Below are 13,776 nucleotides of genomic sequence, written 5' to 3' on the forward strand. Positions count from 1 at the left end.
CGATCGAATTGTCGCCGGCCCCGATGGACTGTTAGCGGCGGGCCTTGCTGCCGGTCTTGCCGGCGGCGCTGAAGCACAGCAGCGGGACTTCCCGCTCGGCCTTGGTCAGTGAGCCGTGCTGGCCCACCACCTCGAGCGCCCGTGCGGGCACCCGCCGGGTGTCGTAGAGCGCCAGGGTGTCGCGGGCGGCAATCATCACGTCCCCGATCCGGGGGCCAACGGCGTCGCGCACGTCCCCAAACAGCCCCGCCGCGATGGCCTCCTCGCGGGTGAAGGCCCAGATCCGTTCGCCGAACCGCGCCCGCCAGGCCGCCAGCAGCCGGCCGCGGCCGGCCTCCCCCGCGTCCTCTTCCAGGTAGAGGTGGACCATCCGGGGTTCGCCTGCGGTGTGCCGGACCCCCTCGATCAGGGCGGGTTCGGCGGAGTAGTCCAGGCGCCGGGACTCCGGCACGTCCACCATGCCGTGGTCGCCCGTGACCAGCACGGTGGTTCCCGGCGGGAGTGTCGAGTTCAGCCGGCTGACGGTCGCGTCGAGCTCCTCCAGCTGGTGTTCCCACTGGGCCGACGCGGCACCGTAGCGGTGGCCGGCCTTGTCCAGCTCGTGCACGTAGAAGTACATCAGCGCGCTCTCCGCCCCGGCCATCGCCTCGGCCGCGGCGGCGGTGCGGGCGTGCGCGGTGGTGCCGGCGATGAACCGCCCTCCGCGCAGGGCCGCCTGGGTCATGGCGGAGTCGCTGAAGCGGGGCAGGGCGACGGTGCTGACGTCGGCGTGCCCCGAGGCGCGTTCGAAGACGGTGGGCAGCGGCTGCCAGCGTCGCGGATCGACGCCGTCGTCCCAGTTGCTGAGCATGTTGACCACGCGGTCCTGGTCCGGGTCCACGACGTCGTAGCCCACCATGCCGTGCTGGCCGGCGGAGCGGCCGGTGCCGAAGCTGGCCAGCGACGCCGCAGTGGTGGACGGGAAGGCGGCATCGACGCCGGCGGGGACCTCACCCTGCCCGGACTGGAGCACCGAGCGGAGGAACGGCGTGTGGGCGGCGCGCTGCTTCAGCAGCTGCCGGCCCAGGCCGTCGGCCAGGACCACGCACACCCGCCGCGCCGGGGGCAACGACAGCCGGTTCTCGAAGCCGGGCACGCCGATGCTGGCCGCCGCACTGCTGAAGACCTCGGCGATGGACTTCCTGCCGTAGGCCGGCGGCGAGGGCAGGGCCGGGCCATCGGTCACGCCGGGGCCGCCCGGCCCCGGCACGGAACCGGCGGTGCTGTCGGCGCCCATCTCAGCGCTGATGGCCGCGGCTCAGGCGGTTGGCGAAGACGCCGGCGCGGGAGCGCGGCGGCAGGGTGGAGACGCCGTGGCCGGCCGGGGCGCCGGATCCGGTGTTTACGGCGCGCAGGGCGCGGGCGAAGAGCTTGGCGTCCTGGACCGCCTGGAGGCCGTCCGCCTCGGCGCTGATCCGCAGGACGATGTCCTCCTGGGCGATCGTGCCGCTGTAGCCGTGGTCCGCCTCGCACTGGGGGTCCCCGCAGCTGGCCGGGCCCATGTCCAGCCGCTGGCCGCCGGACCAGGCGATGGAGAGCGTGAGTTCGCGGACCGGGTCCGAGGGCTTGTAGTCCTGCGGCTGGGCGTAAATGTAGCTGAGCACCACGGAGCGGATCTGGGCCACCGGGACGGACTCGGTGGAGACCTGGGCGACCATCTGCTCGCCGGCCTCGTCCAGCTGCTGGTCGTCCACGTGGGTGATCACCAGCATGTCCTCGGTGAGCACCAGCACCGTGATGTGGCGGCGGACCTCGGCCCGGTCGAAGTGGGTTTCGAGGTGCACCAGGTGGGAGACGCAGTCCCGGCCGTCGAGGGCGTCGGCCACCACGTCGGCGACCAGCCGCGGGTAGAAGCCGGCCTGCTCCAGCGCATCCGTGAGGCTCTGTCCCTGCGCGCTGTGGTCGTGCAGGCCGGCGTGCGGCGCACCGTGGCGGGCGGAGAGGGAAGCCTGTGGCTGGGATGCTGGGGGCTGGGAGGTCATGGGTTCCATTTTCACAGATCGGCTAGTCACTTGCTAACCGCGGCGCCCCGATGTGGACAAGACCGCAGGCACCTGAGCCTCAGGCCCGCATGGCGCGCCGGGCCGTGTCGGTGCGCTGGGCTGCGTTGGCGATCCGCACGTCGGCGGCGAGGATCACCGCCCCCTCGGTGCCGGCGAGGACCGGGTTGAACTCCACGAGGGCGATCTCCGGGTGGTTGTCCTTGAGCCGGGTCAGCCGCGCGGCGAGGTCCTCCAGCGCGGCGACGTCGACGGCGGGCAGCCCCTGGTAGCCGAAGAGTTTCCGCGAGGCCCGGGGCGAGCGGATGAAGTCGTGCACGTCCGAGCCGGAGAGCGGCGGAACGCGGTGCGCCCAATCATCCAGCAGGTTCACGGCGTCCCCGGCGAGGCCGAAGGAGACCACCGGTCCCAGCAGCGGGTCCTCGATGGCCCGGAAGGTGCACGCCTGGCCCACCGGCGCCATGGTCTGAACCTCCAGGGAGGGCGAGCCGTAGCGCTGCAGGGACCGTCGCATCTGGGCGATGTTGGCCCGCAGCGAGTCGGCGTCCTGTATATCCAGCCGCACCCCGCCCAGGTCCAGGCGGTGCCGGAGCGCCGGGTCGGTGGTCTTGATCGCCACCGGCCAGCCGAGCCTCTCCGCCGCGGCGACGGCGTCGTCGTCGGTCTCGAAACCCGCCGAGGGAAGCACGTGGATGCCGTAGTGGCCCAGCAGCCGGTCCGCGGCGGCCGGGTCCAGCCGGACCAGCTGCTCGCCGCCGACGGGGCGCAACAGTTCTTCGAGGTCGTGGTGCGCGGCGTCGGGGTCGCAGCCCTCGGGTTCGACGAAGAGGCCCTGGTCCCAGACCTTCCACTGGGCGTAGCGGACGACGGCGGCCAGGGCGGCGACGGCGGCGCCCGGGTTCGAGTAGCAGGGCACGGGCGGGGCCTCGCCGGCGTCGCCGACCATGCCCTCGACGTAGATGGACGGGTCCAGGATGCCGGTGAACGCGGCCACCACGGGTTTCCCGGCGGCGGCCGAGCATTCGGCCAGCACGGCGCCGATCTTCTCCACGGTCAGGCCCCGGGCGGGCAGCAGCGCGACAACGACGGCGTGCACGTTCTCCAGCGTCAGGGTCTCCTGCAGGCTGCGGCGCAGGGCGGGGAGGGCGCGGGACATGCCGGTGTCCAGGTCGACGTCGGCGACGATCCGCTCGACGCCGAGCCCGGCGGCCTCGGCACTGTCCGAGACCACCTTGCCGAGAGCCCGGGAGTTACTGAAGACGGCCACGCCGGGACCCTGGGGCAGCGGCTGGCTGGAGACGATCTGCGCGACGTCCATGAGTTCCTCGATGGTCCCCACCCGGATCACGCCGGCCTGGCGCATCATGGCATCGAGCGCCTCCGGGGGCGCCTGCGTAATCCGGACGGAGTGGCCCGGCGGCAGGTTCAGGCCCATCGCGTCGGACTTGGCGACGATCACGGGTTTGGTGCGGGCCAGCCGGCGGGCCAGGCGGGAGAACTTACGCGGGTTGCCGATCGATTCGAGGTAGAGACCGACGGCGGTGGTGTCCGCGTCGTCCTCCCAGTACTGCATCAGGTCGTTGCCGGAGACGTCGGCGCGGTTGCCGGCGGAGAGGAAGGTGGAGATCCCCACCCGGCGGCGGCTGGACGCGGCGTAGAGCGAGACGCCGATCGCCGCGGACTGGCTGAACAGTCCCAGGCCGCCGCGGCGGGCCAGCGAGGGGGCCATCGAGGCGTTGAGGGAGACGGCGGGGTTGGTGTTGACGATCCCGAGCGACGCCGGGCCGATCACCCGCATGCCGTTGGCCCGGGCCTGGCGGACCAGTTCCCGCTGCCGCGCCAGGCCGCGTTCGCCGTCGTCGGCGTAGCCGGCGGTGGCCACCACGATGCCCTTGACCCCGGCCTCGCCGCACTCCTGCACCACCTTGGGGACCTCGTCGTAGGGCACGGCGATGATAGCGAGCTTCACCGGGCCCGGCACCTCGGAGAGCCGGGCGAAGGAGAGCATGCCGGCCAGTTCCAGCGCCTCGGGGTTGATCGCATAGACCGGACCGGTGAAGCCGCCCTCGATGATGTGTTCAAGCAGCTGGTAGCCCACGGTCCCCCAGCGGCGGCTGGCGCCGATCACGGCGACCGAGTCGGGGGCCAGCAGCTCCTGGATGCTGCGGGCCTCGGCGCGGTGCTCGCGGGATTCCATCACGGCGCGGGACTTGTCCGTGGGGTCGATGTTGAATTCGAGGCTGACGACGCCGTCGTCGAAGTGCCGCTTGACGTCGTAGCCGGCGTCGGAGAAGACCATCAGCATCTTGCGGTTCTCCGGCAGCACCTCGGCACTGAACTTGCGGATGCCGTTTTCCCGGGCGGCGGCGGCGAGGTGTTCGAGCAGGATGGAGCCGATGCCGCGGCCCTGGTGGGCGTCGGCGATGTTGAAGGCCACCTCCGCCTCGGCCGGGTCATCGAGCCGGTCGTAGCGGCCGATGCCGATGATGTCGCCGCCGATGGTGATCACCAGCGCCACCCGGTCCTTGTAATCGACCTCGGTGAAGCGCTTGAGTTCCTTGCTGGAGAGCTTGGACTTGAACGCGAAGAAGCGCATGTAGATGGACTTCTGCGACTGGCCGACGTGGAAGGCCTGCACGGCGTCGGAGTCGGCGGCGTGGATGGGCCGCAGGTGGGCAGTGCCGCCGTCGCGCAGCACGACATCGGCTTCCCAATGTTCCGGATATACGCCGTCCACGGGCTGATCCACCATAGGCTTAGCCTAGCCATAAACTTACGCAGCACCCGTTGAGCACCACGCAGAAGGACCCACCAGCCCCATGGCACGCCGCCAAACCACGCCCCCGGCAGGGGAAGCCCAGGATTATCACGAGAACATCGTCGACATCGATGTCACCTCCGAGATGGAAGGGTCCTTCCTGGAGTACGCCTACTCGGTGATCTACTCCCGGGCGCTCCCGGACGCCCGCGACGGCCTGAAGCCGGTGCAGCGGCGCATCCTCTACATGATGAGCGAGATGGGCCTGCGACCGGACCGCGGCCACGTCAAGAGCGCCCGCGTGGTGGGCGAGGTGATGGGCAAGCTGCACCCGCACGGCGACACCGCCATCTACGACGCGATGGTCCGCATGGCGCAGGATTTCTCCCTGCGGCTGCCCCTGATCGACGGGCACGGCAACTTCGGCTCTCTCGACGACGGTCCGGCCGCGCCCCGTTACACGGAGGCCCGGCTCGCGGCGGCGGCGCTGACCCTGACAGACCACCTGGACGAGGATGTCGTCGACTTCGTCCCGAACTACGACAACCAGCTCACCCAGCCGGACGTGCTGCCCGCGGCGTTCCCGAACCTGCTGGTCAACGGCGCCACCGGCATCGCCGTCGGCATGGCCACCAACATGGCCCCGCACAACCTCGGCGAGGTCATCGCGGCGGCACGGCACCTGATCGCGCACCCGGACGCCACGCTGGAGGACGTGATGAAGTTCGTCCCCGGCCCGGACCTGCCCACGGGCGGCCGGATCGTGGGCCTGGACGGCATCCGGGACGCCTACGCCACCGGCCGCGGCTCATTCAAGACCCGGGCGAAGGTCGACGTCGAGCAGCTCTCGGCCCGCCGCACCGGCCTGGTGGTCACCGAACTGCCGTATATGGTGGGCCCGGAAAAGGTGATCGAGAAGATTAAGGACGCCGTCAACGGCAAGAAGCTGTCGGGCATCAGCGACATCGTGGACCTCACCGACCGCAAGCACGGGCTGCGCCTGGTGATCGAGCTGAAGAACGGCTTCAACCCCAACGCCGTGCTGCAGCAGCTGTACCGCTACACGCCGATGGAGGACTCCTTCGGCATCAACAACGTCACCCTGGTGGACGGCCAGCCGCAGACCCTGGGCCTGCTTGAACTGCTCAGCGTCTACGTCACCCACCGCATCACCGTGGTCCGGCGGCGCACCGCGTTCCGGCTGGCGAAGAAGCAGGACCGGCTGCACCTGGTGGAGGGCCTGCTGATCGCGATCGTCGACATCGACGAGGTCATCCAGATCATCCGCTCCTCGGACGAGGCGGCCGCGGCCCGGACCCGGCTGATGTCCATCTACGACCTCTCCGAGATCCAGGCCAACTACATCCTGGAGCTGCGGCTGCGGCAGCTGACCAAGTACTCCCGGATCGAACTGGAGAAGGAACAGGACGAGCTGCGGCGCGAGATCGCCGAACTGCAGGCCATCCTGGACTCCCCGGAACTGCTGCGCGGCCTCGTCTCCGACGAGCTCGCGGAAATCGCGGAGAAGTACGGGACGCCGCGCCGGACGGTGCTGCTCGAATCCGAGGCCGTCTCCCCCACCCTGGCCGCCGCGGCCGCCGCCCCGGTCAAGGGCAAGGCCGCGCCGCTGGCCCTGGAGATCGCGGACGACCCGTGCTGGGCCATCCTCACAGCCTCCGGCCAGATCGCCCGGACCGCCAACCAGGACAGCCTGGCGGAGGCCGGACCGCGGGCCAAGCACGACGTCTTCCGCTCCGTGGTGAAGACCTCGGCCCGCGGTGAGATCGCCGCCATCACCTCGCAGGGCCGGATGCTGCGGCTGCAGGTGGTGGACATGCCCGTGCTGCCGCCCACCAACGGCACCCCGAACATGGCCGGCGGCGTCCCCGCCAAGGACTTCATCACCCTGCTCAAGGGTGAGACGCTGGTGGCCTTCGCGCCGCTGGACCGGGTCCTGGCCATCGGCACCGCACAGGGCGTGGTCAAGCGCGTCCAGCCGGACTACCCCCTGAACCGCGAGGACTGGGAGGTCATCGCGCTCAAGGACAAGGACACCGTGGTGGGCGTTGAGGCGGCCGACGGCGACGACGTCGACCTGGTCTTCATCACCCGACAGGCCCAGTTGCTCCGCTTCGGCGCCTCCTCGGTCCGTCCGCAGGGCCGGACCGCCGGCGGCATGGCCGGGATTAAGCTGGCCGCCGGGGACCGGGTGCTGCACTTCGGCACCGCCCGCGCCGATGACGAGGCCGCCGTCGTGGTCACCATCGCCGGAACCGAGGGGGCCCTGCCGGGCACCGCCCCGGGCGCCGCGAAGGTGACAGCACTCTCCGAATACCCTTCCAAGGGCCGCGGCACCGGCGGAGTCCGGGCGCACCGGTTCCTCAAGGGCGAGGACACGCTCCTGCTGGCCTGGGCCGGGCACGGTCCGGCCAAAGCGTCGTCCCTGGCCGGCGTGGCGCGCTCCCTGCCGGTGGAGCACGGCCGCCGTGACGGCTCCGGCATTCCGCTGTCCCAGGCCGTCGACGCCATCGGGCCGAGCATGGCCGGGGCCGAGGCTCCCGCCGGCGCCGCCCCGGCGCCCGCGGAGGGCTGACCCGCCCGGTCGCGGGAGCGGCTCTGAGCCACCTGGGGGACGGGCCGAGTCCCCTAGACTGCTGGCATGCCTATCGTCCCGGACGCAAAAGACTGGACCTGGGTGCTCGGCACCCCCTGCCCCGAGTGCGGCTTCCACGCCTCCGCCTGGACCCCGGCGATGGCGCCGGACCACATTACGGCCATGTTGCCCCGCTGGCGGGCCGTCCTCCGGCGACCGAACGTGGCCGTGCGGCCGGAGGATGACACCTGGTCGCCGCTGGAGTATGCCTGCCACGTCCGCGACGTCTTTGAGCTCTTCAACCAGCGCCTCCACCTCATGCTCAGCCAGGACGACGCCCGCTTCGAGGACTGGGACCAGGACCGGACCGCGGTCGAGCTGGATTACGCCGGAGCCCAGCCGGCCACGGTGAGCGACGAGCTGACGGCCCGCGGCCAGGAAATCGCGGCGTCCTTCGCCCGCGTCCCGGAGAGCGACTGGGGCCGGAAGGGCACCCGCAGCAACGGCTCGGAGTTCACGGTGCTGACCTTTTCGCAGTACTTCCTGCACGACGTCGTCCATCATCTCCACGACGTGGCCGGCTAGCGCGGCCTGACCGCCCGGCGTTCAGGCCGGGATGTCCCGGCGGCGGAAGCCGACGACGGCGGCCCCGGCCAGGACTGCAATGGTCGCCACCGAGACCAGCACCGAGTCCCAGGCGATGCCCGTGCGCAGCGGGTCGTGGTCGATGTACTGGTAGAACGGAGAGAGTTTCTGCAGCCGGTCGAAGACGTCCACCAGCGGGGCCAGCGCGTTCACGATGTACGCAAGAACCGCCAGGGCGGCCGGAATGCCGCGGCTCAGCCCGGTCCGGCCCGTGGCGGCTGAGAGGGCCAGCGCGAGGGTGCCGAAGACGACGCCGAGCAGGGCCAGGTGCAGCATGGTGGCCGCCACCTTGTCCGCGGGCAGGTCCAGCTCCACCAGCCGGCCCTCGAGCACCAGTGCGGCTCCGGTCACGGCCGCCAGCAGGAAGGTGCCCGCCGCCATCGCGAGGAACTTCTCCAGCACCACGCGCCAGCGGCCCACCGGGTTGGACAGCAACAGGTCCATGGTGTGCCGGTCCTCCTCGCCGCCGATCGCGCCGGCGCCGGTCCCGACGGCGTAGATCAGGACGGCGATCGGCCCCATGAAGGACAGCAGCTCGATCTGGATGTAGCCGGTGGGCGTGGACATATCCGCGCCGGTGGTGGCGAACATGGAGCGGAAGGCCTCGGGCATTTGGTCGATGAAGTCGCTCATGGACGGCTGGGCCCTGATCGAGGGCCAGACGGCGGCGTACATCGCCACGATCAGGGCCAGCGAAACGGACCAGGCGGCGAGGCCCCGGGCCTGGTCGCGGAGGGTCTTCAGCAGCACGTTAGGACGCACGGGAGTCCTCCCCGTCGTCGCCGGCCTCGACGGGTTCCCCTGTGCCCGCGCCGGCCGCTGTCCCCGCACCGGCGGCTGTCCTGGTCCCCGTGCCGGTGCCGCCGTTGCCGTAGTAGCTCAGGAAGGTCTCCTCCAAGGGCGCCTCGGAGCACTCGAAATCCTCCACCCGGCGGGCGCTGATGCGCTTCAGCAGCGCGTCCAGGGCCGCCTGCGGTGCGTTGCAGCTCAGTGCCCGCTCCTCCACCACAATGTCCCGCACGCCGGGCAGCCCGGCGAAGTCGGCGGCGGAGACGTCGTCGCCGAAGCGGGCCCGCACCCGGTGCAGGGAGCGGGCCGCGAGATCCTGCAGGCGTTCGACGGCCACCAGGCGCCCGGCCCGGACGACGCCGATCCGGTCCGCGACCCGTTCCACCTCGCCGAGGACATGTGAGGAGAATAGGGCGGAGCCGCCCTCGGCCGTGTGTTCGCGCAGGATCTCGTGGAAGACCTGCTGGACGAGCGGGTCGATGCCGCTGGTGGGCTCGTCCAGGATCAGCAGCCGCGGCCGGGACATGACGGCGAGCACCACCGCCAGTTTCTGCCGGTTGCCGCGGGAAAGCGTGCGGGCCGGTTTACCGAGGTCCAGCCCCAGGCTGGCCGCCAGCTTAGCGGCCAGCCCGGCGTCGTCCCGGTGACGCAGCCGGGCGCAGTAAGCAACGTGCTGGTGGCCGGTGAGCCGGTCATAGAGCGCCGGTTCGCCGGGGACGTAACCCACCCTCCGGTGTGCCTCCACCGGCTGGCGCCAGGCGTCCAGGCCCAACACGCGCGCGGTCCCGGCCGTGGGGCGCAGCAGCCCCATCAGCAACCGGATGGTGGTGGTCTTGCCGGCGCCGTTGGGTCCCAGGTAGCCGAAGACCTCGCCGGGTTCGATGCCGAAGCTGACGCCCTCCAGCGCCGTGTTCCGGCCGAATCTCTTCGTGAGGCCGTCCAGCCGGACCAGGGCTTCCGCGCACATGCGACGAGTGTCTCCGGCGTTCCCCGTCCCGGCCAGAGTCCTAGGACCCGCCGGCAGGGCTCACATGCCGGAGTTGAGGTTCAGGATGTTCCCCTCGCTGTCCAGGAACCAGGCCGCGGAGTTGCCGTCCGGCAGGGTCGCGATGCCGTTCTCGGTTTTCAGGCCCGGGAAGTCGTAGTCCTCGAAGACCACGCCCTTTCCGCGCAGTTCCTCGACGGCGGCCGGCAGGTCCGGCACCATCCAGCCCATCTGCGTGTTCTTCGCAGTCCCGGCGTTCGGCGTGAGGTACAGCATGAATCTGCTCCCGGAGCCGCAGGTGTACTGCAGGTTGTCCTGGGCATCCTGGTTGTCAGGTTCGAGCCCGAGCTTGTCGCGGTAGAAAGCGCGGGCGCGGGCGATATCCGCGGCCGGCAACACGGCGCCGACCGGCTGGTCTTTGAGCATGGTGATATCCCTTTCCAGGCCCTTCCCCCACTTAGGATTTTACGCCTCCGCGGGGCTCAGAGCTCCTTGTCCCAGGCCATGCTGCGGTTGACGGCCCGGTAGCCGAGGGCGGTGTAGAGCGCCAGGGCGCCGGTGGGGTTTTCGGAGTCGACGTCGAGCGAGGCCTTGTCCATGCCCGCCGTGGTGAAGCGGCGCATCGCCTCGGCCAGCAGCGCCCGGGCGATGCCCCGGCCGCGGTAGTCCCGGCGGACCCCGAGCAGGTCCGTGTACCCCTCGGTGAAGCCGCGTTCGACGGCGATGTCCGGGTCGTGGCTGGCCAGCTGGTAGCCGGCGACCCGGCCGTTGTCGGCGTCCAGGACCACGCAGCTCAGGTCCGGCCGGGCCAACGGGTCGTTCACGACAAAGCCCCAGGCCTCCTCGTCCCGCGGTTCGCTGCCCCAGTGGTCGCGGAAGGCGTCGTTGTGGGCCTGCCGCACCTCCTCGTGCAGCGCGGGACCGAAGTCGGCCAGCTCGAGCCCGCCGTCGAGGCGGTAAGCGGGCAGTGGGTCCGTCAGGGGGCGGTGCATCTCGTTGTAGTAGCGGACCACCCGATAGCCATGCCGTTCGAAGAGCCGGGCCTCGCGGGCATGTGCTTCCTCGGAGTGGAGGCGGAGCCTGGGGGTTGCCGGTTCCACGTTTGCTTCGGCGTCGTCGGCAAAGCGCCGCCGGGTCCGCTCCTCCAGCCAGGCCAGGACGCCGCCGCCCACCCCGCTGCCCTGCCATGCGGGATCCACGCAGCCGAACCCGACGGCCTTCCCGCCGTCGGTGTTCTTCGTCAGCCGACCGTAGGCGCGCGCGGTTCCCTGCCCGTCGAAACCAAGGATGGTGTTCGCGGCGACCGGGTTCTGCCGGGAGGACAGGATCTGCGCCAGGTCCTCGCGGCGTTCGTACCAGACGGGGTGTTCGACGGCGGCGGTCCGGGCGATCAGCGCCGCCCAGGCGTCCAGGTCGCCGGGCCCCGCGGGGCGCCAGGACAGCCGGCCATCCAGGGCCTGGCGGGGGTCGCTGTCGTCACGGCTCATCATCGGGTCAGGCTATCCGACCCTCGGGTCCGGCTCCAGCAGTGGGCGGCTCCCGGCTCCCTCCCAGGGTACTGGTCATAGAGTAAGTAGCCTGACGATCTGCGCGGTGCACGGCCGCGGGAGCTGTGGCCGGGTGTTCCTCCGGCCGGGATGGGAGCACGTGATGGAGTCGTTGCCGCTGTGGGCCTTGGCCTTGATCTTCGCCGGGGCCGCCGCCGTGATTTGGGTGGCCGGCATCCAGTTGTCCAAACAGACGGATGTGCTCGATGCCCGATTTCGGCTGGGCTCGGCCCTGGGCGGGTTGATCCTGTTGGCGCTGGCCACGAACCTGCCGGAGATCGCCATTACCGTCAGCGCCGCACTGGCCGGGAATGTGGGCGTGGCGGTGGGCAACATCCTGGGTGGCATCGCCATCCAGACGGTGGTCCTGGTCGTCCTCGACGTCGTCGGGACCAAGGGCGGCAAGCCGCTGAGTTACCGCGCCGCGTCCCTGACCCTGGTCATCGAGGCCATCACGGTGGTGGGTGTGCTGGGCGTGGTCATCGCCGGGAGCCAGATGCCTCCGGGGCTGGTCCTGTTCCGGCTCACCCCGGCCGCGGTGCTGATCGCCGTGATCTGGCTGCTGGGCCTGCTCCTGGTGCAGCGGTCGCAGAAGTCGCTGCCCTGGCACGCCCATGGTCAGGCCCCCGATGGGCAGTCCGCGCCCAAGGGCCACGCGAAGGCCTCGGCGCAGAATTCGTCGCAGACGTCGGGACGGTCCGACGCCGCGTCGTCCCGGAATAAGACCGGCACCGGCAAGGCGCTGGGGATCTTCCTGGTCGCGGCGGCCGCCACGCTGGGATCCGGCGTGCTGCTGGAGCGCAGCGGCGACGCGATCGCCGGTCAGATCGGCCTCTCCGGCGTTCTCTTCGGCGCCACGCTCCTGGCCCTGGCCACCTCCCTGCCGGAAATATCCACCGGCCTGGCCTCGGTCCGGCAGGGTGACTTCCAACTGGCGGTCAGCGACATCTTCGGCGGCAACGCTTTCCTGCCGGTGCTGTTCCTCGTGGCCGTCCTGATCTCGGGTACGCCGGTACTCCCCCAGGCCCACGCCTCGGACATCTATCTGACGGCGCTGGCCATCCTGCTGACGCTGGTCTACATGCTGGGGCTGCTGTTCCGGCCGGCGAGCCGGGTGCTGGGCATGGGTGTGGACTCGCTGGTGGTGCTGGTGCTGTACATGGTCGGCGTGGCAGGGCTCTTCGCGGTCGCCTCCTCGGGCTGAGCACCTGGCCCGGCCCAATGACGGGCGTCAGGCCCTGCCGGAGACGGGCGTCAGGCCCGGCCGCTCACTCCGGCCGGTTCCCGCACAGCGGCGTTTTCGTCCAGGTCCAGCCGCGCGTCGGCGGGATCGACGTCGTCCGGGTTGTGGGTGACCAGGACAACCGTCCGGTCCGCCAGCCCGCGCCGCAGTTCGGCCAGCAGGGCGCGGCCGGCCTCCGCGTCCAGGTGGGCGGTGGGCTCGTCGAGCAGGATGATGTCCGCCCCAGTCAGCAGGGTGCGGGCCACGGCCAGGCGCTGGCGTTCGCCGCCGCTGAGGAAGGCACCGCCCGGGCCGACGGGGGTGTCCAGTCCACGTTCCAGGCGGGCCAGCAGCGGCGTCAGGCCGACGGCGGACACCGCGTCCCTCAGGCGGCGCTCCACGTCTACCCTGTCAGGCGATCCGTCAGGTGCGCCCTCGGCCGCGCCGTCGCCGGGGCGGGGTCCCCCGGGCAGTCCGAGCATCAGGTTGCCGCGGATGGTCGAGTCGAACAGGTGGGCCTCCTGCGGGCACCAGGCGGTGCGGCCGGTCAGCCTCAGTTCGCCGTCGGCGGCCGGGAGGAACCCGAGCAGGACGGCCAGCAGTGTCGACTTCCCGGAGCCGGATCCGCCCGTGACGGCGAGCCAGCGGCCGGGTTCCGCCGTCGCGGTCAGGCCCTCGAACACCGACGGGCCGCCGGGCCAGGCAGCGGCAAGGTCCACGGCCGCCAGGCCAGGACGGCCGTCCTGCCGCGGCGCCAGCGCAATCAGGCCGCCGTCGGGACCGCCGGCGCCGTACGAGCCCCGGTCCGCTGCCAGGAGGCCCGACTCCCCGATCCGCCGCAGCACCGTGCGAAGCGCGGGGTACTGACGGACCGCCGTCGTCATCGCCGCATAGGGTTCGATCAGCGCCAGTTGGAGCAGCACCACCACCGCCACCACGGCCGGCTGCGCGGACCCGGCGAGGGCCTGCGGGGCGGCGAGCACGGCGCAGCCCAGCGCGGCGGATCCGCCGGCCAGGACCGTCAGGGCGTGTCCCAGCCCCTCGGCAACGGCGGAGCGCCGGACCGCATCCGTGGCGGCCTGGTCATCGCGCCGGATGGCGGCCAGCACGGGACCGCCGACGCCGTTGGCCTGGAGTTCGGCGCGCGCGTCCAGGGCGGCGGCCACCCGGCGCAGCACGCCCGAGCGCTGGCGCTGCT

General features: G+C 71.4%; 11 protein-coding genes. 3 read left to right on the forward strand and 8 right to left on the reverse strand.

Features of this window, described 5'->3' with window-relative positions:
* Positions 1-31: 31 nt before the first annotated feature.
* The 3 genes from AB0305_RS11060 to AB0305_RS11070 form a co-directional block, all read right to left on the reverse strand.
* Entirely contained in the window at positions 32-1,276 is a 1,245-nt protein-coding gene (locus tag AB0305_RS11060) for a nucleotide pyrophosphatase/phosphodiesterase family protein (protein WP_364137752.1), read from the reverse strand.
* 1 nt (position 1,277) lies between these two features.
* Positions 1,278-2,021, reverse strand: coding sequence for a DUF5998 family protein (locus AB0305_RS11065; RefSeq protein ID WP_290258122.1), 744 nt, complete (start codon positions 2,019-2,021; stop codon positions 1,278-1,280).
* A 79-nt stretch (positions 2,022-2,100) separates the two neighbouring features.
* A complete protein-coding gene (locus tag AB0305_RS11070; protein WP_364137754.1) occupies positions 2,101-4,791 on the reverse strand; it encodes a GNAT family N-acetyltransferase in 2,691 nt (896 codons plus the stop codon).
* Positions 4,792-4,858: 67 nt separating this feature from the next.
* Between AB0305_RS11070 and AB0305_RS11075 the strand changes: the two genes are divergently transcribed.
* The gene (locus AB0305_RS11075) at positions 4,859-7,390 is read left to right on the forward strand and encodes a DNA topoisomerase IV subunit A (protein WP_364137756.1); all 2,532 of its coding nucleotides are present in this window, start codon (positions 4,859-4,861) and stop codon (positions 7,388-7,390) included.
* A gap of 66 nt (positions 7,391-7,456) precedes the next feature.
* On the forward strand, positions 7,457-7,975 hold the full coding sequence (locus tag AB0305_RS11080; RefSeq protein ID WP_364137758.1) for a DinB family protein: 519 nt from the start codon (positions 7,457-7,459) through the stop codon (positions 7,973-7,975).
* 21 nt (positions 7,976-7,996) lie between these two features.
* On the opposite strand, the gene AB0305_RS11085 is transcribed toward AB0305_RS11080, so the two are convergent.
* Genes AB0305_RS11085 through AB0305_RS11100 form a run of 4 tightly spaced genes read right to left on the reverse strand, consistent with a single transcriptional unit; the run spans position 7,997 to position 11,299 of the window.
* Positions 7,997-8,797: an ABC transporter permease subunit gene (locus AB0305_RS11085; protein ID WP_364137760.1), complete on the reverse strand. Its 801-nt coding sequence runs from the start codon at positions 8,795-8,797 to the stop codon at positions 7,997-7,999.
* Positions 8,787-9,791: an ABC transporter ATP-binding protein gene (locus AB0305_RS11090; protein ID WP_364137762.1), complete on the reverse strand. Its 1,005-nt coding sequence runs from the start codon at positions 9,789-9,791 to the stop codon at positions 8,787-8,789. Before AB0305_RS11090 ends, AB0305_RS11085 begins: the two co-directional genes overlap by 11 nt.
* A 60-nt stretch (positions 9,792-9,851) precedes the next feature.
* A complete protein-coding gene (locus tag AB0305_RS11095; protein ID WP_364137764.1) occupies positions 9,852-10,235 on the reverse strand; it encodes a VOC family protein in 384 nt (127 codons plus the stop codon).
* Between the two features lie 56 nt (positions 10,236-10,291).
* Complete coding sequence (locus AB0305_RS11100; protein ID WP_364137766.1) at positions 10,292-11,299, reverse strand: GNAT family N-acetyltransferase; 1,008 nt, start codon at positions 11,297-11,299, stop codon at positions 10,292-10,294.
* Positions 11,300-11,459: 160 nt separating this feature from the next.
* On the opposite strand from AB0305_RS11100, the gene AB0305_RS11105 reads away from it, so the two are divergent.
* Entirely contained in the window at positions 11,460-12,560 is a 1,101-nt protein-coding gene (locus AB0305_RS11105) for a sodium:calcium antiporter (RefSeq protein ID WP_364137768.1), read from the forward strand.
* 50 nt (positions 12,561-12,610) lie between these two features.
* Here the strand turns inward: AB0305_RS11105 and AB0305_RS11110 are convergent.
* Positions 12,611-13,776, reverse strand: a 1,166-nt coding sequence (locus AB0305_RS11110) for an ATP-binding cassette domain-containing protein (RefSeq protein ID WP_366172952.1), incomplete at its 5' end; no start/stop codon positions are given.

It is taken from the genome of Arthrobacter sp. NPDC080086, assembly GCF_040702285.1.

Bases quoted from the DNA above. Each gene is read 5' to 3' on its own strand.
- AB0305_RS11060 (WP_364137752.1), bottom strand. From the start codon at position 1,276: ATGGGCGCCGACAGCACCGCCGGTTCCGTGCCGGGGCCGGGCGGCCCC.
- AB0305_RS11065 (WP_290258122.1), bottom strand. From the start codon at position 2,021: ATGACCTCCCAGCCCCCAGCATCCCAGCCACAGGCTTCCCTCTCCGCC.
- AB0305_RS11070 (WP_364137754.1), bottom strand. From the start codon at position 4,791: ATGGTGGATCAGCCCGTGGACGGCGTATATCCGGAACATTGGGAAGCC.
- AB0305_RS11075 (WP_364137756.1), top strand. From the start codon at position 4,859: ATGGCACGCCGCCAAACCACGCCCCCGGCAGGGGAAGCCCAGGATTAT.
- AB0305_RS11080 (WP_364137758.1), top strand. From the start codon at position 7,457: ATGCCTATCGTCCCGGACGCAAAAGACTGGACCTGGGTGCTCGGCACC.
- AB0305_RS11090 (WP_364137762.1), bottom strand. From the start codon at position 9,791: ATGTGCGCGGAAGCCCTGGTCCGGCTGGACGGCCTCACGAAGAGATTC.
- AB0305_RS11095 (WP_364137764.1), bottom strand. From the start codon at position 10,235: ATGCTCAAAGACCAGCCGGTCGGCGCCGTGTTGCCGGCCGCGGATATC.
- AB0305_RS11100 (WP_364137766.1), bottom strand. From the start codon at position 11,299: ATGATGAGCCGTGACGACAGCGACCCCCGCCAGGCCCTGGATGGCCGG.
- AB0305_RS11105 (WP_364137768.1), top strand. From the start codon at position 11,460: ATGGAGTCGTTGCCGCTGTGGGCCTTGGCCTTGATCTTCGCCGGGGCC.